This is a genomic window from Kitasatospora sp. NPDC048407 (assembly GCF_043200475.1).
Taxonomy (GTDB): Bacteria; Actinomycetota; Actinomycetes; order Streptomycetales; family Streptomycetaceae; genus Kitasatospora.
Map to the genome: position 1 here is coordinate 391,999 of NZ_JBICXW010000002.1, position 19,955 is coordinate 411,953.

Annotated in this window: 20 protein-coding genes; 9 read left to right on the top strand and 11 right to left on the bottom strand. The window is 72.9% G+C overall.

Translation table 11 applies throughout. From position 1 onward, the window contains the following. Nucleotides 1–72: 72 nt before the first annotated feature. Together ACGFWJ_RS07130 and ACGFWJ_RS07135 are read right to left on the bottom strand one after the other, a co-directional pair. A complete protein-coding gene (locus ACGFWJ_RS07130; RefSeq protein WP_392946095.1) occupies nucleotides 73–1,041 on the bottom strand; it encodes a hypothetical protein in 969 nt (322 codons plus the stop codon). Nucleotides 1,042–1,089: 48 nt separating this feature from the next. Beyond that, nucleotides 1,090–1,644, bottom strand: coding sequence for a hypothetical protein (locus ACGFWJ_RS07135; RefSeq protein WP_392946097.1), 555 nt, complete (start codon nucleotides 1,642–1,644; stop codon nucleotides 1,090–1,092). Between the two features lie 196 nt (nucleotides 1,645–1,840). On the opposite strand from ACGFWJ_RS07135, the gene ACGFWJ_RS07140 reads away from it, so the two are divergent. The 3 genes from ACGFWJ_RS07140 to ACGFWJ_RS07150 all read left to right on the top strand — a co-directional run bounded on the left by ACGFWJ_RS07140 (nucleotide 1,841) and on the right by ACGFWJ_RS07150 (nucleotide 4,599). Then, nucleotides 1,841–2,674: a hypothetical protein gene (locus tag ACGFWJ_RS07140; RefSeq protein ID WP_392946099.1), complete on the top strand. Its 834-nt coding sequence runs from the start codon at nucleotides 1,841–1,843 to the stop codon at nucleotides 2,672–2,674. Between the two features lie 40 nt (nucleotides 2,675–2,714). Further along, complete coding sequence (locus ACGFWJ_RS07145) at nucleotides 2,715–3,251, top strand: carboxymuconolactone decarboxylase family protein (RefSeq protein WP_392946100.1); 537 nt, start codon at nucleotides 2,715–2,717, stop codon at nucleotides 3,249–3,251. Between the two features lie 85 nt (nucleotides 3,252–3,336). Further along, nucleotides 3,337–4,599, top strand: coding sequence for an MFS transporter (locus tag ACGFWJ_RS07150; RefSeq protein WP_392946102.1), 1,263 nt, complete (start codon nucleotides 3,337–3,339; stop codon nucleotides 4,597–4,599). A gap of 160 nt (nucleotides 4,600–4,759) precedes the next feature. Here ACGFWJ_RS07150 and ACGFWJ_RS07155 read toward each other — a convergent pair whose 3' ends face one another. Next, nucleotides 4,760–5,401 (bottom strand): hypothetical protein, encoded by a 642-nt coding sequence (locus ACGFWJ_RS07155; RefSeq protein WP_392946104.1) that lies wholly within the window; start codon nucleotides 5,399–5,401, stop codon nucleotides 4,760–4,762. A gap of 81 nt (nucleotides 5,402–5,482) precedes the next feature. Next, nucleotides 5,483–6,097 carry a hypothetical protein gene (locus ACGFWJ_RS07160; protein ID WP_392946106.1) on the bottom strand — a complete coding sequence of 205 codons (615 nt, stop codon included), beginning with the start codon at nucleotides 6,095–6,097 and terminating at the stop codon, nucleotides 5,483–5,485. A gap of 85 nt (nucleotides 6,098–6,182) precedes the next feature. On the opposite strand from ACGFWJ_RS07160, the gene ACGFWJ_RS07165 reads away from it, so the two are divergent. After that, nucleotides 6,183–6,599, top strand: a complete 417-nt coding sequence (locus ACGFWJ_RS07165) for an SRPBCC family protein (protein WP_392946107.1) — start codon at nucleotides 6,183–6,185, stop codon at nucleotides 6,597–6,599. A gap of 49 nt (nucleotides 6,600–6,648) precedes the next feature. Here ACGFWJ_RS07165 and gdhA read toward each other — a convergent pair whose 3' ends face one another. The 3 genes from gdhA to ACGFWJ_RS07180 form a co-directional block, all read right to left on the bottom strand. Continuing rightward, nucleotides 6,649–8,028 (bottom strand): NADP-specific glutamate dehydrogenase, encoded by a 1,380-nt coding sequence (gene gdhA, locus ACGFWJ_RS07170; RefSeq protein ID WP_387647957.1) that lies wholly within the window; start codon nucleotides 8,026–8,028, stop codon nucleotides 6,649–6,651. A gap of 275 nt (nucleotides 8,029–8,303) precedes the next feature. Beyond that, nucleotides 8,304–9,128: a barstar family protein gene (locus ACGFWJ_RS07175; RefSeq protein ID WP_392946110.1), complete on the bottom strand. Its 825-nt coding sequence runs from the start codon at nucleotides 9,126–9,128 to the stop codon at nucleotides 8,304–8,306. A gap of 49 nt (nucleotides 9,129–9,177) precedes the next feature. Continuing rightward, a complete protein-coding gene (locus ACGFWJ_RS07180; RefSeq protein WP_387647951.1) occupies nucleotides 9,178–10,884 on the bottom strand; it encodes a glycoside hydrolase family 13 protein in 1,707 nt (568 codons plus the stop codon). Nucleotides 10,885–11,191: 307 nt separating this feature from the next. Here ACGFWJ_RS07180 and ACGFWJ_RS07185 point away from each other — a divergent pair, with 307 nt between their 5' ends. Continuing rightward, entirely contained in the window at nucleotides 11,192–11,695 is a 504-nt protein-coding gene (locus ACGFWJ_RS07185) for a helix-turn-helix transcriptional regulator (protein WP_392946112.1), read from the top strand. Here ACGFWJ_RS07185 and ACGFWJ_RS07190 read toward each other — a convergent pair. After that, on the bottom strand, nucleotides 11,688–12,458 hold the full coding sequence (locus ACGFWJ_RS07190; protein ID WP_392946114.1) for a TetR/AcrR family transcriptional regulator: 771 nt from the start codon (nucleotides 12,456–12,458) through the stop codon (nucleotides 11,688–11,690). The two genes, ACGFWJ_RS07185 and ACGFWJ_RS07190, sit on opposite strands and share 8 nt — an antisense overlap. A gap of 100 nt (nucleotides 12,459–12,558) precedes the next feature. After that, nucleotides 12,559–14,085, bottom strand: coding sequence for an MFS transporter (locus ACGFWJ_RS07195; protein WP_392946116.1), 1,527 nt, complete (start codon nucleotides 14,083–14,085; stop codon nucleotides 12,559–12,561). Between the two features lie 181 nt (nucleotides 14,086–14,266). Between ACGFWJ_RS07195 and ACGFWJ_RS07200 the strand changes: the two genes are divergently transcribed. Beyond that, nucleotides 14,267–14,602: a hypothetical protein gene (locus ACGFWJ_RS07200; RefSeq protein ID WP_392946118.1), complete on the top strand. Its 336-nt coding sequence runs from the start codon at nucleotides 14,267–14,269 to the stop codon at nucleotides 14,600–14,602. Here the strand turns inward: ACGFWJ_RS07200 and ACGFWJ_RS07205 are convergent. Beyond that, nucleotides 14,553–15,077 carry an RICIN domain-containing protein gene (locus ACGFWJ_RS07205; RefSeq protein ID WP_392946120.1) on the bottom strand — a complete coding sequence of 175 codons (525 nt, stop codon included), beginning with the start codon at nucleotides 15,075–15,077 and terminating at the stop codon, nucleotides 14,553–14,555. The two genes, ACGFWJ_RS07200 and ACGFWJ_RS07205, sit on opposite strands and share 50 nt — an antisense overlap. 193 nt (nucleotides 15,078–15,270) lie before the next feature. Between ACGFWJ_RS07205 and ACGFWJ_RS07210 the strand changes: the two genes are divergently transcribed. The 3 genes from ACGFWJ_RS07210 to ACGFWJ_RS07220 all read left to right on the top strand — a co-directional run bounded on the left by ACGFWJ_RS07210 (nucleotide 15,271) and on the right by ACGFWJ_RS07220 (nucleotide 18,422). Next, nucleotides 15,271–16,752: a helix-turn-helix domain-containing protein gene (locus ACGFWJ_RS07210; RefSeq protein WP_392946122.1), complete on the top strand. Its 1,482-nt coding sequence runs from the start codon at nucleotides 15,271–15,273 to the stop codon at nucleotides 16,750–16,752. Between the two features lie 146 nt (nucleotides 16,753–16,898). Then, complete coding sequence (locus tag ACGFWJ_RS07215; RefSeq protein WP_392946124.1) at nucleotides 16,899–18,017, top strand: hypothetical protein; 1,119 nt, start codon at nucleotides 16,899–16,901, stop codon at nucleotides 18,015–18,017. Nucleotides 18,018–18,110: 93 nt separating this feature from the next. Then, nucleotides 18,111–18,422: a DUF6191 domain-containing protein gene (locus tag ACGFWJ_RS07220; RefSeq protein WP_392946126.1), complete on the top strand. Its 312-nt coding sequence runs from the start codon at nucleotides 18,111–18,113 to the stop codon at nucleotides 18,420–18,422. 13 nt (nucleotides 18,423–18,435) lie between these two features. Here the strand turns inward: ACGFWJ_RS07220 and ACGFWJ_RS07225 are convergent, their stop codons facing one another. After that, complete coding sequence (locus tag ACGFWJ_RS07225; protein ID WP_392946128.1) at nucleotides 18,436–19,863, bottom strand: cytochrome P450; 1,428 nt, start codon at nucleotides 19,861–19,863, stop codon at nucleotides 18,436–18,438. Nucleotides 19,864–19,955: the final 92 nt, after the last annotated feature.

The window sequence follows — 19,955 nt, forward strand, 5'->3', positions numbered from 1 at the left end:
TCAGCGACCGATACGTTGTCGCAGGTCAGGGGTGGAGCGCAAGGGATTTCGGCCGGTGGACCGAGAAAGTTCTCAGGAGGTGAAACCGGCGTGGACGTGGTCGTGGTGGGTCGGGTCGCTGAAGAACTGGTTCGCCGCCTGTCCGCCGGACAGCAGGCGCGGGCCGCCCACGTTGTACGAGCCGGCGGCCGCGGCGGCGCGCATGAAGGAGTCGACCAGCTCGGTGGGGGTGGCCGGGTCCACCACCGGGTGGCCGTCGATCTGCCAGGTGTCGAAGGCCTTCCCCAGCGGGTGGTCGCTCGGCCGGTCGGTGCCGAACACCAGCAGCGGATGGCCGGAACGCACCACGCTGACCTGGAAACTGTACGGACCGGCCAGCGTCAGCATCGCGCTCAGCACCGAGTCGTGGACCTGCCCGCTGCGCACGTCGGCCGCGGCGGCGGGCGGCAGCACGATCCGGGGCTGGGCGAGCACCCGGGTCGCCGGGTCGGAGAGGGTGGCCGCCGGCGGGCCGGGGTCGGCGGGGTGCAGGGCGGTGACGTCCCACCGGGGGTCGGCCCGGGACAGCCGCACGTCGACCGTGGTGCCCGCGGACTGCGGGGCGCCGTTCGGCCCGGCCAGCCACTGGCGGCACACCACCAGGACGCTCGCCGAGTCGCTCAGCAGCCCGCCGTACTGGGCGTCGATCACCTCCACCGCGGCCTGCGGGGCGTCCGCCAGCAGCGCTCCGCCCTGTTGGGCGAGCCCGGCCGGCAGCCCGAGCGCCGCCACCCGCTGCCCGGCCGCCGCCGCGCCCTGCCCGCCCGGCGGCCAGCTGCCGATCGCCTCCACCACCTGCACCGCCCGGAGTTTGACGTCCGGTTGGAGTTCGCCCGGCCCGGGCTGCCAGGCGGCGGGGGAGGGGAACGCGGACCCGGCCGGGGACGGGGACGGTGAGCCGAAGGACCGGGCGATCGGGTGGGAGGCGGAACAGGCCGTCAGCGCGGCGCAGCCGAGTCCGGCCAGCAGGGCGGCCCGGCGGGGGAGACCAGGTGTGCTCATCCGCCCACTATCGGCGGCGGCCCGGCGGCGGCGTGAGGTGACCCGCCGTCAGGTCAGCAGATGGCCGAGGTAGCCACCGGCGGCGATCAGCCCGGTGACGAGGCAGTACGCCTGGGCGAAGCGGGTCAGCCGGGGGTCGCGGAGGAACGCGTCGTGGGTGGGCGCGAACAGGCGGATGCCGCGACGCAGCAGGCCGGTGAGGCTGGCGCCGCAGGCCAGCAGGCCGAGGCCGACCAGCGCGGCGCGCCCCGCCCAGTCGCGGAAGGCGGCGGTGGTGCAGGTGCCGTCGTCCGCGCAGTGCACGTTCACCACGGCGCCCTCCGCGAACCTCCTTGACGCGTCGGTCAGTTGCGCGGGACCGGCGGGGACGGTGCCGTGGCAGGTGGTGGTGGCGAGGCGGAGGGTGCGGACGGTGCTGCAGGAGGAGACGGTCATCGGCACCTCGGGCCGGCGGCGGGCGTCCGACAGCTCCGTGAGCCGGGCCGCGCCGGTCACCAGGATGCCGACGCCGACGGCGGTGAGCAGCAGCGTCATCAGCAGGCCGACCGCGTTCGCCCGGACCGAGAGGCGCCCGCCGGTATTCGGGTTCCGTTCCTGGGCCATGACGGGCCATCACCTTCTCTTCGTGCGGGTGCGCGGGGTGCGAGCCGCGGTGTCGGGCGACTCCGTGCGAATCCGGATTCCGGAGGCAAGCCTGAGGCCGTGAGGGCTTCCCATATACCCCCGGGGGGTATAAGTTCCATCTCATCGAGAGGGCGACGAGCCCCCCGGAAACGCAGTACTCACTCGAGGAGATGCCATGAACAGCCACGCCGGACACGAGCACGCCGCACACAGCCACGCGGGCCACGGCGGCGCCCAGGCCGGGGGACTTTCGGTGTCGGAGAGCGGCTACACCCTGGAGCTCGATGCGACGATCCTCGGCGCCGGTCCGCAGACGATCACCTTCCGGGTGACCGGCCCCGACGGGCGACCGGTGACCGAGTACGTGCCCGAGCACGAGAAGGAGCTGCACTTCATCGCCGTGCGGCGCGACACCACCGGCTTCCAGCACGTGCACCCGGTGCGGGACGGCAAGGGCGTCTGGACCACCGAGCTGACCCTGACGCCGGGCGACTGGAAGTTCTTCACCGACATCCACCCGGCCGCCCACACCGGAACCCTGACGCTCGGCGCCGACGTCGCCGTCGCCGGTGCCTACGACCCGCGCCCGCTCCCGGAGACCACCGGGATCGCCCGGATCGGCGACTACGCGGTCACGCTCGACGGCGAGCTGCTGGCCGGCGAGGCGAGCGAGCTGACCCTCACCGTCAGCCGCGACGGACACCCCGTGACCGACCTCGAGCCCTACCTGGCCGCCTACGGACACCTGGTGGCGCTGCGCGTCGGCGACCTCGGTTACCTCCACGTCCACCCGGAGGGCGCCCCCGGCGACGGCGTCACCGCGCCCGGCCCGGAGATCTCCTTCATGGCCGTCGCGCCCTCGGCCGGCACCTACCGCCTGTTCCTGGACTTCCAGCACGAGGGCACCGTGCGGACCGCCGAGTTCACGGTGCGCACCGCCACGAAGACCGCCACCGCCGCGCCGGAGCACGGGCACCACGCCCACCACGGGCACCACGGTCACCACTGAAAGCGCGACCCCCGTCCGCGCCGAAGAAAGGAGTACGCACATGCCCCGCCTCACCGCCCTCACGCCCGACACGGCAGTGGGCGCCTCGCGCGACCTCCTCGCCGACCTGGTCTCCCGGCACGGCAGCATCGGAGACATGGTCTCCACCATGGCCCACTCACCGGCCGTCCTGGGCGGATACCTCCAGCTCAGCCGGGCCATGGGCCGCGCCAAGCTCGACCGCAGGATCAGCGAACGGATCTCCGTCGCCGTCCAGGTGCAACAGGGGTGCGGCCGCTGTCTCGACGCCCACGTCGGCGCCGCCCGCGCGCTCGGAGTGGACGAGGACGAGATCGAGCGGGCCCGCAAGGGCACCTCGGCCGATCCCGCGATCGCGGCGATCATCGCCCTTGCCCTCCAGGTCTACCGCGAACCGACGTCGATCACCGACGAACAGGTCACCGCGCTGCGCGCGCACGGCTACAGCGACCGCGCGATCGCGGATGTGGTCGGCGTCGTCGCGCTGAACATCCTCACCGGTGCCTTCAACCTCCTGGCCGGCCTCACGCCGGGAAACGAGGGCGACACCGATGAGTAGCGAGAACACCCCTGCCTGTACGTGCGGGGCACGGCCGCCACCCCGGGGGCCGTGCCCGGCCGCATGGACCCGGAAGGAACCCGTCATGCGACTGTTCGCGATCCGTGACTACCGCCACCTCTTCGCCGCCCAGGTCATCGCCCTCTTCGGCACTGGACTGACCACCGTGGCCCTCGGCCTCCTCGCCTACGACCTCGCCGGGCCCCGCGCCGGCACGGTGCTGGGCACCGCACTGACCATCAAGATGGTGATGTACGTGGTCATCGCGCCGCCGGCCGCCGCGTACATCGACCGGCTCCCCAGACGAGCCGTGCTCGTCGCGCTCGACGTGATCCGCGGCTCGGTCGTCCTGCTGCTGCCGTTCGTCAGCGAGATCTGGCACGTCTACGTCCTGATCGGGCTGCTCCAGGCCGGTTCCGCGGCGTTCACGCCGACGTTCCAGGCCGTCATCCCCGACATCGTCACCGACGACGCCGCCTACACCCGTGCGCTGTCCGCCTCCCAGGTGGCCTCCACCATGGAGAGCCTGCTCAGTCCCGTGCTGGCCGGCCTGGCCCTGACGTTCCTGAGTTTCGACCGGCTGTTCCTCGGCACCTCCGTCGGGTTCCTGCTCTCCGCGCTCCTCGTTCTGTCGACCCGCATCCCGAACGCCCGCCCGAGCGCCCACAGCAAGGCCTGGGACAAGGCGGCGGCAGGGATCAGGACCTTCCTCACCACACCGCGGCTGCGCGGCATCATGGCGCTGAACCTGACGGTCGCCGCGGCCGGTTCGATCGTCGTGGTGAACACCGTCAACTACGTGCGTGACGAGCTCGGCGGCTCGCAGTCGGAGGTCGCCTGGATGCTCGCCGCCTCCGGCACCGGAACGCTGCTGGCCGCGCTCGCGCTGCCCCGGGTCCTCGACCGGATCGCCGCCCGCACCGTGATGATGGCCGGCGCCGCCGTCCTGGTGGCCGCGACCGCCGTCGCGGCGACCGTCATCGCGGCCGGGCTCGCCACCTGGGCCGGTACGGCCGTCATCTGGATCGCGACCGGGATCGGCATGGCGCTGATCATCACCCCGACCGGCAAGGTCCTGCGCGCCTCCGTCGGACGCAGCGCGATCCCCGAGGTGTTCGCCGCCCAGTTCTCGCTCTCGCACCTGGCCTGGCTGATCACCTACCCGATCGCGGGCTGGCTCGGCACGACCGCCGGCTATCCGGTGACCTGGACCGTCCTGGCGGGCCTCGCCGCGGCGGGAGCCACCGGCGCCCTCGTCCTGTGGCCGCGCCACGACGGGCCGGAGACCACCAGTACGACGGTGGCAACCGCCCGGCACACCCCGGAGAACCTGGTCAAGGCCGCGTGAAGCTCCACTGCACAGAACGGGCCCGGACCGCCGACGCGGTCCGGGCCTTTCTGCCGACGGGGCGTCAGGTGAACACGTAGACCAGGGACCCGACGAGGCTGAGCAGTACGGCGGCGATGGCCGCGGTACCGGGTCGGTCCAGGAAACCGCGCAGGCCGGTTCAGACGAGGACGTCCGCGACGATGCCGAGTACGAGGACCGTTGCGAAGAACACGAGCGTCGCCACCACGGTGGATCGGCGGCGGAAGAAGTCGTCGTGCCAGGGCGCGTAGCGGTGGGTCAGGACGCGACTGCCGGTGTAGAGGCCGGCGGAGAGGAGCAGCACGCCCAGGGTGATCTGGAAGACGCCGGGGAGGCCCCAATCGTCGAGGTCGGTCCGGCACGAGCCGCCCGGAGTGCAGCGGACGTTCACCACTTGGCCGCTCCGCAGGACGTCCGGAGCCTCGTCGAGGTGCCACTGCTCGGTGGTGACGCCGGACGGTCCGTCGGTGCCCCGGCCGAAGCAGGTGATCTCCGGCTGGCGATTGCGTGAGCTCGGGGGAGGCGTGACGCTCTCGCAGGAGCTGACGGTCATTCGCAGCTGGGGGAGGGAGTCGGCGTCGTTCATGGCCCGGAGGTTGCCCGTTCCGAGGACGAGCGCGACGGTGCCGAGGCCCAGCCCGATCAGGCTGATCGCGATGCCGAGGCCCGGTCTGTCGGGATCGAACCGGTCCGAGCCGTTCCACATCCGCGGCCGCTTCTTCTCCTGCTCGCGCCGTGCGGCAGCCCGGTAGGCGTGCGCTTCCTGTCTGCGTCTTGACATGACGGTTTCCCCTGCCCCCTGGTGCACGTGACCGTGCGGCCCACAAGTTACTCGCGCCGCAGCACCGTTGTGGTGTGGTTGTCAGAGGAATATGAACAACAGGGATCCGGTGACGGCGAGCAGGACGGTGCCGATGCCTGTCCGGGCGAGGCCGCGGTGGACTCGGCGGGTGCGCAGGAGTTCGGAGCGGTGCGGGGCGAACCGGTCGACGGCGCGGAGGGTGAGGGCGACCAGGGTGGCGCCCATGATCAGGAGTCCGGCGACGGTGGTGAGGAGCGTGATGAAGAGCCTGCCCGCGGTGATGACGTCACAGATGCCGTCCTGGGCGCAGCGGACCTTCACCACGGTGCCGGCCGGGTACTCCTCCGGCGCTTGGCGCAACAGCAAGCCTGCGCCGGTGACGGGTGCGCCAGGGTCGCCGGTGCCGTAGCAGCTGGTGACGGAGTCCTTGCTCCTGTGGTGGGTCTCGCACGCTCCGACAGTCATCCGCAGCTCCGGCCTGCTGTGCACGTCGGCGAGGGCCAGCGTCTGCAGCGCGCCGCCGAACAGAAACAGGGGTCCGATCACCGCCCCGATCAGTTGCAGCAGCCACGCAGGCGTCGGCGTCCGCTTGGGGGCCGGCGACAGGTCGCGGCGTTTCGGGGTGAGCCCGTGCTTCGTCCGGTCGCGCTTCTTGTGGTGCTTCTTGGTGGCCATGACGGGCCCTCACCTGTTCCTTGTCGTACGAGGCCGTGGGGCGCACAAGTTACTCCCGCGAGCGGGTCGCGGATAGGATCACCGAATGACCGAGTTCCGCATCGTGGAAGCAGTGGCGCTGTCGCCCGAGGAGACCTGGCGGCGCGTCACCGACTGGCCCCGGCACGGGGAGGCGGTGCCGTTCACCGTGGTCACCGGTGACGGCCGGACGGTGGTGGGGCGCACCGGGATCGGGCGGTTCGGGTTCGCGGACGTGATGGACGTCGAACGGTGGGAGCCGCCGCAGGGGAGTTTCGGGGTCGGGCGGTGCCGGCTGGTCAAGCGTGGGCCGGTGGTGACGGGGTGGGCCGAGATCGAGGTGCGGCCGTACCGGGGCGGCAGCGCCGTCCGGTGGCGGGAGGAGCTGCGGATCGGGGTGCTGCCCGGCCTGTTCGACCGGCCGACGGCGTGGTGCGGCCGGGTGGTGTTCCGGCGGGCGCTGCGCACGCTGCTGCGCGGATGAGGAAGGCCCGGACCGCCGCCGCGGTCCGGGCCTCCTCAGTGGCAGGGCGTCAGATCAGGCCCTGGGCGAGCATCGCGTCGGCGACCAGCTCGAAGCCGGCGATGTTCGCGCCGACCACGTAGTTGCCCGGGCTGCCGTACTTCTCCGCCGTGGTGAAGCAGGAGTCGTGGATGTGCTTCATGATCTCGCCGAGCCGGTGCTCGGTGTGCTCGAAGGTCCACGAGTCGCGGGAGGCGTTCTGCTGCATCTCCAGCGCGGAGGTGGCGACACCGCCCGCGTTGGCGGCCTTGCCGGGCGCGAACGCCACGCCCGCCTCCTGGAACACCCGCACCGCCTCCGGGGTGGTCGGCATGTTGGCGCCCTCGGCGACGGCCTTCACGCCGCCGCGGACCAGCGCGAGCGCGTCCGCCTCGTGCAGCTCGTTCTGGGTGGCGCAGGGCAGCGCCACGTCGCAGGGGACGTTCCAGACGCCGGTGCCCGGCACGTACTTGACGTGCTCGCCGCGAGCCTCGGCGTAGTCGGAGACACGGCCGCGACGGGTCTCCTTGACCTCCTTGAGCAGCGCCAGGTCGATGCCCTTCTCGTCGACCACGTAGCCGGTCGAGTCGGAGCAGGTCAGCACGGTCGCGCCCAGCTGCTGGGCCTTCTCGATCGCGTAGATCGCCACGTTGCCGGAGCCGGAGACCACCACGCGCTGCCCGGCCAGGCTCTCGCCGCGGACCCGCAGCATCTCCTCGGTGAACATCACGCAGCCGTAGCCGGTGGCCTCGGTGCGCGCCTGCGCGCCGCCCCAGCCCAGGCCCTTCCCGGTCAGGACGCCCGACTCGTAGCGGTTGGTGATGCGCTTGTACTGGCCGAACAGGTAGCCGATCTCGCGGCCGCCGACGCCGATGTCACCGGCCGGGACGTCGGTGTACTCGCCCAGGTGGCGGTGGAGTTCGGTCATGAACGACTGGCAGAACCGCATGATCTCGGCGTCCGAACGGCCCTTGGGGTCGAAGTCGGAGCCGCCCTTGCCGCCGCCGATCGGCATGCCGGTCAGGGCGTTCTTGAAGATCTGCTCGAAGCCGAGGAACTTGACGATTCCGAGGTTGACGGAGGGGTGGAAGCGCAGTCCGCCCTTGTACGGGCCAAGTGCGCTGGAGAACTCCACCCGGAAGCCCCGGTTGACGTGGATACCGCCCTTGTCGTCGGACCACGGCACGCGGAAGATCAGCTGCCGCTCGGGCTCGCAGACCCGCTCGATGATCCGCGCGTCGACGAGTTCGGGGCGCTGCAGCAGGACCGGGCCGAGCGTTTCGAGGACCTCACGGACCGCCTGGTGGAACTCGTTCTCGCCCTGGTTCCGCCGCAGGACTTCCTGGTACAGCGGCTCGATCAGGCGGGCGCCGGCGTCGGTGGACGCGGCAGAGCTGTGGGTGGCCGGCATCAAGGCACAACCTTCCGTGAATCGGATGGTGCACGAGGGCGCCCCGCGAGGGGGCCGCCCTTGGTCCTCCTCGCCGTTGAGGATCGCCGCCGGCATGCCTGACACGCGCCGCGCGACGGGGTGGGACCTATGGTCCACACCATTGTCACAGTGCTGACCTGTATTCATCGACAGCGTGTCCAGCATGTGAACACCCGATCGGGTGAATTCGGCCGCTCGGCCCCCCTCAATGCCCAAACTCAAAGAATCGTGCGGATCCGGTGACGGTTCGGTGATCAGCGCAGGAGGACTGCGACGCCGTTGCGCTCGAAGATCTCGTCGATGATGCGGAGCACGGATCCGCGCCCGGGCTCGGCCGGATCCAGCAGCTCCGCGTCGAGCGCCGCCCGGCTCGGGCCGGAGTGCTCCCACTCCAGCGTGACGGAGGCCGCGCCGCCCCAACTGGGCAGGCAGAGGCAGTCGTTCAGGGCGGCGAGGTTCCAGCCGAAGTAGCCGCCGGGGCCGTTCACGGCCTCGCCCAGTGCGCAGTAGAACGCGTACTCGTCCACGATGTGCCGCCCGTCGAGCCGGTAATGGCCGTGCGGCGGCCACTGCTTCTCGGGCGCGGGCGGCCGGTGGGAGAACAGTGCGGCCCCCGCCCAGGCCATCCGGCCCGCCCGGTCCAGGCCGTGCCAGAGGCCGGGGCGGTCGAGGGTTCCCGATTGGCGCAGGCGCCAGGGCAGTTCGCAGGCCGGGGAGAGACTGTCTCCGCACAGTTCGACGGTGATGTCCCACAGCCCCGCGCCGCGCTCGGACGGCTGCGCGGCCAGCACGGTGACCCCGTAGACCGACAGCCGGCCCATGCGGCGGTCCTTCGCGTCGTGCAGATACAGGTCGGCCCAGCCTTCGAGCGCGGCCCTGCGGGTACCGATGCGGTCGAGGGCGGCGAGCAGCGAACCCGCGGGTGTGCAGCCCAGCAACTGCACGTCCCAGAGGTACTGGTCCTCCTCCGGGGTTGAGTAGTCGTACCCCGCGAACAGGCCGGCGAACTCCTGGACGTGTCCCCAGGAGTCGTCGTGCTCGTCGCCGATCAGTTCCCCGCCGATGCTGTGACCCGCCAAGTCCCTGCCCCCTTCGTCGTGTTCGGGGCAGGGTACCTGGCGGGGCCCGTCACATGCGGGGCTGGAGCCACCAGGCGGTGGTGGCCGGGGGGAGGATGCCCGGGGGGCAGGGGGCGGAGGAGAGGAGGGGGGTGCCGGTGACGGGGGCGGGGGCGGGGGTGGTGCCGAAGTTGGTGGCGACCAGGATGCCGTCGCCGCGGGTGAAGGCGAGGACGTTGGGCGGGGTCTCCAGCCAGCGGAGGGTGCCTTCGCCGAGTTGCGGGAGCAGGCGGCGCAGGTGGAGGGCCTCGCGGTAGAGGTGGTAGGGGGAGGTGTGGTCGGTGAGGGCGCGCTCGGCGGTGTGGGCGGCGAAGGACGGGGGCTGCGGCAGCCAGGTGGGGGCGGAGCCGTCGGGGCTGAAGCCGAACGGGGCCTCGGTGCCGGCCCAGGGGAGCGGGACGCGGCAGCCGTCGCGGATGCCCTTGCGGCTGCCGGTGCGGTGGAAGATCGGGTCGGTGATCACATCGTCCGGCAGGTCGTCGACCTCGGGCAGGCCGAGTTCCTCGCCCTGGTACAGGTAGGCCGCGCCGGGCAGTGCCAGCATCAACAGGGCGGCGGCGCGCGCCCGTTCGGGGCTGCCGAAGCGGGTGGTGGTGCGGACCTGGTCGTGGTTGTTGAGCACCCAGGTGACGGTGGATCCGGTGGCGGTGATGTCACGCACGGCGGCGTCGATGACCTGGTGGAAGTGCTCGCTGTCCCACGGCGCGTGCAGCAGGTGGAAGAAGAACGCCTGGTGGAGCTCGTCCGCCCGGACGTACATGGCCTGTTCGGCGGGGGTCGGCACGGAGGCCTCGCCGACCAGCAGCCGCTGCCGTCCGTCGAGCGCGGTGTACTCCTCGCAGATCGCCCGCCAGGCACGCCAGATGTCGTGCACCTCGGGCTGGTTCCAGGCCAGCGGATTGACGGAGTCGCGGGTGCGCTCGTCGGCCTCCGGGTCGGGGGAGTCGGGGAGTTCGGGGTGCTTGAAGAGGCCGGCGGCGACGTCGATGCGGAAGCCGTCCACGCCGCGGTCCAGCCAGAAGCGCAGGACCTTCTCGAACTCGGCCGGCACCTCGGGGTTGCGCCAGTTCAGGTCCGGCTGTTCGGGGGTGAACATGTGCAGGTACCACTGGCCGGCGGTGCCGTCCGGTTCGGTGATCCGGCTCCACGCGGGGCCGCCGAACATGGCCCGCCAGTTGTTGGGCGGCAGTTCGCCGTCCGTGCCGCGGCCGTCCGCGAAGTGGAAGCGCGCCCGCTCGGGGCTGTCGGGGGCGGCGAGCAACGCGTCCTGGAACCACGGGTGTTCGGTGGAGCAGTGGTTGGGCACGGTGTCGAGGACGAGGCGCAGGCCGAGCTTGCGGCAGTCCTCGACCAGCAGGTCGAAGTCCTCCAGGGTGCCGAACATCGGGTCGACGCCCTTGTAGTCGGCGACGTCGTAGCCGTGGTCGTGCTGCGGCGACGGGTAGAACGGGTTCAGCCAGACGCCGTCCACGCCCAGGCGCTTCAGGTAGGGCAGCTGGGCCCGCACGCCCGGCAGGTCGCCGATGCCGTCGCCGTTGGAGTCCTGGAAGCTGCGGACGTACACCTGGTAGATCACCGCGGACCGCCACCAGAGCTCGTCGGGCGCGCCCGGGGCCGTCTGTTCGGCCGGGAGTCGGCGTTCCGCGGGGGCTTCGGCGGACTGGCCGGGGAGCTGGGCGGGGCGCGGCGGATCGCCGGGGACGACGGGCGTGATCATGCGTCACCTTCACGGGAGCGCGCGAGGGAGGTCGCGCTGGCAGGCGTGGGAACCGGCTGACAGGCCGTCAGTTCCTCGGGGATACCTGCATGTTAGGTATACGCCAAAGAGTGTGTCCAGGAGACTGGGGGGACGTCTGTCACCTTCTGCGCCACAGGGTGCCACCACTTGGGCCGTTTCGGATCGGGTTCTGGACGAATAACCGGGCGCGCTCGGGGGTAGGGCACGCCCAGGAGCGCCGCCCGGCGCGCGGCCGAACACGGTCCGACCGCCCGGCGCACCCCCTGAAGTTCAAGGAGGCACCCGCGTGCGGCTACCCCTGCTCGCACTGCTCGCCATGGGCCCCGCGCACGGCTACCAGCTCCGCCGGGCCCTGGAGAACACCTTCGGCCCGGCCTGGCCGCGCACCAACGACGGGCAGGTGTACATCACCCTGGGCCGGCTGGAGAAGTCCGGCCTGATTGAGGGACAGGACGTCGCCCAGGACGGCCGCCCCGCCAAGCGGGTCTTCGCGCTGACCGACCCGGGGCGGCGCGAGCTCGCCGACTGGTTCGCCCGGCCGTCCGAGGGCGCCAAGGTCCGCGAGGAGTTCTTCCTGAAACTCGTGCTCGCCCCGCAGACCCGGCTCGCCGACCGCCGCACCCTGATCGACGTTCAGCGCTCGCACTGCCTGGCCACCCTGCGCGGACTGGACGCCAGTGCCGGCCAGTCCCGCGAACTCGGCATGTCCCGGCTGCTGATCGAGGGCGCGGTGCTGCAACTGAAGGCCGAGCTGGACTGGTTGGAGCGCTGTCAGCAGGAGTTCACGTAGCGGGGTTCGCGAGCCCGGCCGCCATGCCGGCCAGCATCCAGTCCAGGGCGCGGTGGAAGTGCTGTTCGCGCAGCAGCTTTTCGGGTTCATCCGGCCGCTCCACCAGTGCGCCCGACTCGGCGATCTCCGGAACCTCCCGCACCGCCTCGGTGATCTCCTCGATCAGCCCGTCGACGGTGGCGCCGGCCGCGGCCGCCTTCTCCTGCCAGTTGACCTCGTTGGCGGTGAAGCCGTACGTGTACTGGAAGACCGCCGACAGGGCGGCCATCGCGTCGGGCTCCGGCAGCGGCGAGCTGCGCGCCACCTCCACGGCGCGAGCGGAGTAGCGGACCGAGTTCGGCCCGACGTTCAGGTAGTCGTTGTAGATCCGCACCGCCCACGGGTGCGCCAGCATCGTCGCCCGCCAGGTCGCGGCCAGCGCCCGCAGGCCGTCCTGCCAGCTCAGGCCGTCGTCGGGCCGGGGCAGCTCCATCTCGCCCGCCACCACGTCCAGCGCCAGCTCCAGCAGGTCGTCCTTGTCGGCGACGTACCAGTACAGCGACATCGGCGTGACGTCGAGCCGGGCCGCCAGCGCGCGCATCGAGAACTTCGCCTCGCCCTGCTCGTCCAGCAGCCGCACCGCCGCCGCCACGATCACCTCGCGATCGAGCCCGCCCGCGCCGCCCGCGGCGGCACCCGCCGCGCGGCCGCCGCGGCGGCCCCGGGCGGGCTGCGGGGTGAGCCAGACGCTCTTCTTGACCTGTGAGGCGCGCTTGGCGGCCACGCTGCTCCTTCGCGTTCGGTGGTGGGGGACCGGGCTGACGGCCCCCACCGTACGCGTTCGGGCCCGCGCGCGGTGCGCGGGCCCGGGGTGCTCGGTGCTGCTAAGCCGCAGGTGAGGGCTCCGGTACGGCAGCGGGAGCGGTCGGCTGCTCGGTGCCCCGCAGCAGGGCCGCCGAGACCAGGCCGCCGAGCAGGATCGCGGCCGCGCCGATCAGCTGGCTGGAGGTCAGTCCGTCGGAGAACGCCGTCCGCACCACCTCGCGGAGGCTGTCGTCGGGTGCGGCGGCCAGCGCGTCCGGCAGCGACTTCGCGGCCGAGTCGGGCACCTGGGCGGGCAGGCCCGCCGCGAAGCGCGAGCCGAGCACCGCGCCGAGGACGGCCACGCCGAGGCCGCCGCCGAACTCGGTGGCCGTGCCCTGCACGCCCGCGCCCGCTCCGGCCCGCTCCGGCGGGATCGCGCCCATCAGGGCCGTGGCCATCGCCGGCTGGGCCACCGCGATGCCGGCGCCCATCAGCAGCAGGCCCGCGAGCAGGCCGGTGTACCCGTGCGCCGAGCCCGTCAAGGCGATCACCGCGAGGCCGCCGGACAGCAGCGCCATGCCGAGCGCGACCGCCCCCGGGAAGCCGAGCTTCGGCAGCAGCCGGGCGCCGACGCCCGTCAGGTTGAGCACCACGATCGCCAGCGCCAGCGGGGTCATCCGCAGGCCGGCCTCCAACGGGCGGTAGCCGAGCACCAGTTGCAGGTACTGGGTGAGCAGGAACAGCGAGCCCGCCATGCCGAAGGCGACCAGGACGCCGCCCGCGGCCGCGCCGTTGAAGCGGCGGTTGCGGAAGAAGGCCATGTCGAGCATCGGCGTCGGGGTGCGCAACTCCCAGGCCACGAAGGCGGACAGGGCGGCCGCGCCGATCGCCGCGGACAGCAGCACCCGGCCCGAGCCCCAGCCGTGCAGCGGGCCGGAGATGATCGCGAACACCACGCCGACCATGCCGACGGTGGACAGCACCGCGCCCGGGATGTCGGGCCGGCGGCCGGCCGGGTCGCGGCTCTCCGGCAGCAGGCGGGCCACCGCGAACAGGCCGATCAGCGCCACCGGAAGGTTGATCAGGAAGATCGAGCCCCACCAGAAGTGCGCCAGCAGCACGCCGCCGAGCAGCGGGCCGCCCGCGAAGCCGAGCGAGCTGACGGCGCCCCAGATGCCGATCGCCTTGGGCACCTCGTCGCCCTGGAAGACCTGCATCACCACGGCGAGCGTGGTGGTCAGCAGCAGGGCGCCGCCGATGCCCATGCCGGCCCGGGCGGCGATCAGTTGGCCGGTGGACTGGGCGAAGGCGGCGGTGGCGGAGCCGATGCCGAACAGTGCCAGCCCGGCCAGCAGGGCGCGCTTGCGGCCGTACCGGTCGGCGAGGCTGCCGGCCGTCAGCAGCAGGCCGGACTGCACCAGCGAATAGGCGTTGATCATCCACTGGATGTCGGCCGTGCCCGCGCCCAACTCCTCGGTCAGCGACGGGATCGCGACGTTCAGCACGGTGTTGTCGAGCAGGACCACCAGGGTGGCGAGACACACCACCGCCAGGATCACCCAGCGGCGCGGGTGCGGGGCGGTGGCCGGGACGGACGTTGGTGACAAGAGGGCTCCCCCGGAACGGACGCGGACGAAGGCGCCCGGTGATGGCCGGGCACGTGTTGTACACCGTAGAGGAATCCTTCTACGGTGTACAACGAATATTCGCGCCAAGGGTCCGGCGGGTTGACGGCTAACGCTATTAGCCTTAGCTTTTGGTGGCGTGACGGCAGAAGGGACGCTCTCCATGGGGAAGTTGACGGATCGACGGCCGGACGAACCCGGCCCGGCGAGTCGGCTGGGGTGGGCGGTCCTGGCGCTGTTCTCGGCCGCCTTCGCGGTCTTCGAGACCGCGGTGCACGGCTGGTGGACGGGCCTGGCCGGTGCCGCCCTGCTCATCGGCCCGCTGCTGGTCCACCGGGCCGCGCACCGCGCGCTGCCGCCGGTCGTCGTGCTGGTCGCCTACAGCCTCTCGCCGCTGGACCAGCCGTGGATCTTCACCGCCGCCCTCGGCCTGCTCACCGCCGTCGCGGTCAGACGTGCCAGCGCTGGTCGGCCGCGTCGTTGCAGTACCACTGGATGATCGGCGTGCGGAGCGCGGAGCTGCCGCCCTGCACGCTGACGCACAGGCCCGAGTTCTTGTTCTTGAAGCGCATGTTCGAGCTGTCGATCATGTAGTTGTCGATGTAGAAGGTCTGGTTCGCCCCGCCGTGGCACTCCCACTGTCCGAGCTGGGCACCCGGCTGGGTGGTCCAGCCCGGCGCCTCCAGGCACAGGCCCCAGCGGTTCACGATCTCGTAGGCGCCGCCGCCCGTGTTCTCGAACGTCCACTGCTGGTCGTTGTTGCCGTTGCAGTCCCACTGGAACGCCGGGAGGCCGTTGCCGTCGCCGCCGCCGTCCAGCGCCAGGCACTTGTTGGTGGCGTTGCTCTTCAGGTTCCCCTGGAAGTCGCTGGCCGCCGACGCGGAGCCCGCCGAGGTCAGCGAGAGCGTCACGGTCAGCGCGGTGACGGCGCCGGCGGTGGTGAGCAGACGGCCGAGGCCGGTCCTGCGGGTCATGGATCCTCCAGATCGGTGCTGCTGGTGCGGTGCCCCGCAAACCTAGGGCGACGCCCCGGCCGGCCGGGTGCGACCGTGCCCGGTGAGCCCCGCCGGACGGTGTCGAACCGCACACCGAGCGCGTTGATCTTCCGCTCGTGGCGCGGATAGCCTGGGGACGAATCGACTTCGGATGTCACTCGGGGGAAGCGACATGCGCGAGACGCCCCCGCCGGGGGGTCGGACCGTCCAGCGCCTGCGCCGGGCCGACGACGTCCTCGACCTCCAGGCCGCCGGACGCCGCGGCGGAACCCCCGCCGTCCTGCGCCTGCTCGCCGCCCGCACCCGGGCCGGCGTCCTGCTGCTGCACCCCTCCGGCACCGACGCCTGCCCGCCACCCGCACCCGTCAACGCCGCCGAACGCGCCCTGGCCCGCAGCGCCGTCCGCGAAGCCGTCACCCGCGGCACCGGCTCCGCCGCCGTCGGACAGACCACCCTGACCTGCCTGGTCGTCACCCTGCCCGGCCGCCCCGGCACCCGACTGCCCGTCCTCGCCGCCGTCGCACCCCGCCCCGCCCCGCCCGACCTGCCCGTCCTGCTCGCCGACGCCGCCACCGTCCTCAGCCTCACCTGGGACGCCGAACGCGGCCGCCAACAGGCCCACCAGGCGCAACTCGCCGACACCGGCACCCGCGAAGCCGTCCTCCAGCTGCTGATGGCCGGCCAGATCGCCGTTGCCCGCCGACTCGCCCGAACCCTGCGCAGCGCACTGCCCGACACCGTACGGATGTACGCCGTCGAAGGACCCGCCGCCGCCCGCCGGGACGCCGCCGACTGGGCCGCCACCACCGCCGCCTGGGTCGGCCGCGAACCCGGCGGAGCCCGCCGCACCCTCGTTCTCGAACCCGCCACCCCAACCCGACCGCTCGCCGCCTGGCTGCACCACCCGGCCGTCGCCGACACCTGCCACGTCGGCATCAGCGACGCCGTCCCGCTGCGCGACACCGCCCTCGCCCACCACCAGGCCCTCCGGGCCCTCACCGCCGCCCGCCGGCACCCCGAACGCCGCGCCGCCCACGCCCAACTCGGCGACCTCGCACCCGCGCTCGGCCCCGCCGGCGCCGCCTGGGCCGCCGCCACCCTCGCCCCCCTGCACACCCACCGGCCCGCCCGCCCCCAGGACCCCGACGGCCCCGCGCTGCTCGCCACCGCCACCGCGTGGCTGCACCACCCCACCGACGCCGCCGCCCGCCTCGGCATCCACCGCAACACCCTGGCCGCCCGCCTCACCCACCTCCACCACCGCCTCGGTACCGACCCGCACCGCCTCGCCGACCGGGCCGCGCTCTCCCTGGCCCTGCGAATGCGGACTGACGGACAGTCAATATGCGTCGCTGGAGCTGGACTTGACGAACTTCTGGCCCAGCCGCAGGTGATCGACTGGGCTTCGAGCCGGCTCCACCCGCTGCACGCCCCCGACGCCCCGCCCGCGCTGGCCGACACCCTCGCGCGCTGGCTGCGCCACGACGCCCGAATCGGCCCCACCGCCCAGGAGTTGGCGCTCTCGCCCTCGGCCGTCCGCAAACGCCTCGGCCGGATCGAGACGCTGCTCAACTGCGCATTGCTGCGCCCACCGACCGCCGTCCACGACCTGTGGCTCGCCCACCGTGCCCTGGAGCTGGCCGGCCGACCTTAGGGTCCGGCCGGGGTCAATTGGCGGAACCGGCAAGCGGCGCGCCGGGCGGTGTGCCTAGCGTGGCCTGCCGGGGGGCAGTTCAGAGCACGTTCACGGGTCGGGACCGCCGATTGCGCAGGTCCGGCCCGCTCCTCAGGAGGCAGTACATGAGACTTCGGGCATGTTCGAGCGCGCTGGCGATCGCCGCGCTGACCGTCGGCCTGACCGCCGCCGCGCCCGCGGGCCACGTGGTGGGCCCACGGCCGTTCCTGGACCGGCTGAACACCGTCACCCCCGGCCCGTCCACCGTGCCGGGGAACGGTGACCAGAACCCGTACGGCACGTTCACGATCAAGGAGAACGTCGGGGACCTGCACCGGGGCAGCGTCCTGGTCAGCAACTTCAACAACGCGGCCAACCTGCAGGGCACCGGCACCACCCTGGTGCAGGTCGCCCCGGACGGGGCCGTGACGACGTTCGCCACCATCGACCCCGCCCATCTGCCCGGCCCCTGCCCCGGCGGCGTCGGCCTCACCACCGCGCTCACCGTGCTGCCCGGCGGCTGGGTCGTGGTCGGCAGCCTGCCCACCGCCGACGGCACGGCCGCCACCGCGCAGGCCGGCTGCCTGCTGGTGCTCGACCGCCACGGCACCGTTCGTGAGACGTTCGTCGGCGGCGGCATCAACGGCCCCTGGGACATGACGGCCGTCAGCCACGGCAGGCACAGCGACCTGTTCGTCACCAACGTGCTCAACGGCACCGTCGCCGGGGGCGGCGCGGAGGTCGACGCGGGCACCGTGCTGCGGATCTCCCTGACCACGAACGACGACCAGCCGCCGCAGCGCGGCGACACCACCGTGATCGGCTCCGGCTTCCCCCAACGGACCGACCCCGCCGCGCTGGTGATCGGCCCGACCGGCGTCAGCCTCGGACGCGACGGCACGCTGTACGTCGCCGACACGGTGCCGAACCGGATCACCGCCATCCCGCGCGCGCTCACCCGCGACGACAGCGCCGGCATCGGCCGGGTCATCACCTCCGACGGGAACCTCAACGGCCCGCTGGGCATGACCCTCACCCCCAAGGGTGACCTGCTGACCGTCAACAGCCAGGACGGCAACATCGTCGAGACCACCCCCCGCGGGGAACAGGTGGCGGTGAAGCAGATCAACAACGAGGGCAACCCGGCGGGCGCGGGCGCGCTCTTCGGCCTCACCCTGGACATCGACTGCGACGCCGTCTGGTTCGTCAACGACGCCGACAACAGGCTGGACCTGCTGCACTGAGACCGCTTTCGGCGTGCGGCGGCGGGGTCTCCGCTGCCGCGCGCCGCAGGTGCGGTCGGAACTTTGTTGGCGCGGTGGGGCGTTGAGCCCGGCATGGTGGCACTGGTGGCGGTGATGGGCAGCCTGGTGTTCCCAGCGGCGCTGGTGCTGCTGGGGTTCGCGGCCTCGGCGACGCGACGCGCGGCCGTGCGGTGGACCGGTCCGGCGGAGAGCGGTCGCGGGGTCGGGGCGCAGGCGGGGGAGGAGCTGCACGCGCTGCTGTACGCGGGCAAGCGGGTGCAGTTGGAGCAGCGGCGGATCGAACTGGTGCTGCGCGACGACGAGCACGACGGCGCGCCCCCGCGCACCGGGATCGACCTGGCGGCGGGCACGGCCCGGATCCGGCCGTCGGGCAGCGGGAGTTGACGGGTCCTACTCGTCAGTGCGCGGCGACCCGCAGGTGCAGGCGGCGCGGGCGCAGCACGGTGGCCAGCGGGACGGGACGCAGGTCGGCGTCCGGCTCCGGGACGAGGCGCCGGCGGGAGAGCAGGGTGGCCAGCACGAGGACGCACTCGGTGCGGGCGAACAGGTCGCCCACGCACTTGCGGGCGCCCGTCCCGAACGGCAGGAACGCCCGCCGGGCGGCGGGGGTGACCCGTTCGGGCCGCCAGCGGTCCGGGTCGAACTGGGCCGGCGCGCGGTACGCGGCCGGGTGCCGGGCCACCGCCGCCGGGGAGAACACCAGCGTGGTCCCCGCCCGGAGCGTGCGGCCCGCCAACTCGGTGGGCGCGGTGGTCACCCGGGTGAACAGCCAGCCCGGCGGGTGCAGGCGCAGCGTCTCCGACACCACCCGGTCGACGGCGCCCAGCCGCGGCAGGTCCGCCCACCCCGGGGCGCGGCCGTCCGGCAGCACCTCCGCCAGCTCCGCCCGGACCTGCTCGGCCGCCGCCGGGTGCTGGGACAGCCGCCACAGCGCCCAGGTGAGGGTGGCCGCGACGGTCTCGGTGCCGGCCGCGAGCAGGGTGATCACCTGGTCGTGCACCTCGGCGTCGGAGAGCCGCGCCCCGTCCTCGCCGCGGGCGGCGAGCAGCGAGGCCAGCAGGTCGGGCTCGGTGCCGGTGCCGGTGCCGGTGCCGGTGGGGTCGGGCGCGGTGAGGTCGGGCTGGGGGAGGGGCGCGCGGTAGGTGGCGATCAACTGCCGGGTGGCGTCGTGCAGTTGGGTCAGCGCACGGCGGTAGCGCAGGTTGCCGGGCAGTGGCAGCTCGCGCACCGGCGTGGGCAGCAGCATCTGCCGGAACACCCCGTTCAGCACGGTGTCGAACGCGCGCTCCACGCTGCGCGCCAGCTCCGCGTCGATCGCCGTCGCGCAGAGCGTGCGGCCCAGGGTGCGCAGCGCGATCCCGTGGAAGGTGGGGAAGGCGTCGATCACCTTGCCCGGCTGCCACCCGCCGGTGGCGAACTCGATCTCGGCCTGCATGACCTGCGCGTACCTGGCCAACTGCGGGCGCCGGAAGGCGGACTGGACCAGTCGGCGCTGGTGCTGGTGGTCGCGGTACGGGCAGGTGACCAGGCCGTTGCCCGCCACGTCGCGAGCCCGGTCGTAGAACGCACCGCCCTTGTCGAACAGCCGGTGGTCGGCCAGCACCTGGTTCAACAGCTCAGGGTGGCACGGGACTTGAACGGTCGTCGGCCCCAGCCGCATCGCCACCAGGTCGCCGTGCTGGTGCAGCGAGGACAGGTACCCCGCCGACCCGCGCAGCAGCCGGTGCCCGTGGCCGAGCAGCGGCAGGGCGCCCGGCGCGACGGCGGCGGAGTAGGTCGGGGGCTGCGACGGGTGCTGCGATGAGCGCTGCGGCGAGTGCGGCATCCCTCCACGGTAGGCAGCCCCGGTCGGCGGCGGACCGCGCCCGACGGCCCGTCGCCTGCCGGGCCGGGCGGGCGGCGGGCGTGGCGGGGCGT

Coding starts and splice junctions, on each gene's coding strand:
- ACGFWJ_RS07130 (WP_392946095.1), bottom strand. CDS start 1,041: ATGAGCACACCTGGTCTCCCCCGCCGGGCCGCCCTGCTGGCCGGACTC.
- ACGFWJ_RS07135 (WP_392946097.1), bottom strand. CDS start 1,644: ATGGCCCAGGAACGGAACCCGAATACCGGCGGGCGCCTCTCGGTCCGG.
- ACGFWJ_RS07140 (WP_392946099.1), top strand. CDS start 1,841: ATGAACAGCCACGCCGGACACGAGCACGCCGCACACAGCCACGCGGGC.
- ACGFWJ_RS07145 (WP_392946100.1), top strand. CDS start 2,715: ATGCCCCGCCTCACCGCCCTCACGCCCGACACGGCAGTGGGCGCCTCG.
- ACGFWJ_RS07150 (WP_392946102.1), top strand. CDS start 3,337: ATGCGACTGTTCGCGATCCGTGACTACCGCCACCTCTTCGCCGCCCAG.
- ACGFWJ_RS07155 (WP_392946104.1), bottom strand. CDS start 5,401: ATGTCAAGACGCAGACAGGAAGCGCACGCCTACCGGGCTGCCGCACGG.
- ACGFWJ_RS07160 (WP_392946106.1), bottom strand. CDS start 6,097: ATGGCCACCAAGAAGCACCACAAGAAGCGCGACCGGACGAAGCACGGG.
- ACGFWJ_RS07165 (WP_392946107.1), top strand. CDS start 6,183: ATGACCGAGTTCCGCATCGTGGAAGCAGTGGCGCTGTCGCCCGAGGAG.
- gdhA (WP_387647957.1), bottom strand. CDS start 8,028: ATGCCGGCCACCCACAGCTCTGCCGCGTCCACCGACGCCGGCGCCCGC.
- ACGFWJ_RS07180 (WP_387647951.1), bottom strand. CDS start 10,884: ATGATCACGCCCGTCGTCCCCGGCGATCCGCCGCGCCCCGCCCAGCTC.
- ACGFWJ_RS07200 (WP_392946118.1), top strand. CDS start 14,267: ATGGGGAAGTTGACGGATCGACGGCCGGACGAACCCGGCCCGGCGAGT.
- ACGFWJ_RS07205 (WP_392946120.1), bottom strand. CDS start 15,077: ATGACCCGCAGGACCGGCCTCGGCCGTCTGCTCACCACCGCCGGCGCC.
- ACGFWJ_RS07210 (WP_392946122.1), top strand. CDS start 15,271: ATGCGCGAGACGCCCCCGCCGGGGGGTCGGACCGTCCAGCGCCTGCGC.
- ACGFWJ_RS07215 (WP_392946124.1), top strand. CDS start 16,899: ATGAGACTTCGGGCATGTTCGAGCGCGCTGGCGATCGCCGCGCTGACC.
- ACGFWJ_RS07220 (WP_392946126.1), top strand. CDS start 18,111: ATGGTGGCACTGGTGGCGGTGATGGGCAGCCTGGTGTTCCCAGCGGCG.
- ACGFWJ_RS07225 (WP_392946128.1), bottom strand. CDS start 19,863: ATGCCGCACTCGCCGCAGCGCTCATCGCAGCACCCGTCGCAGCCCCCG.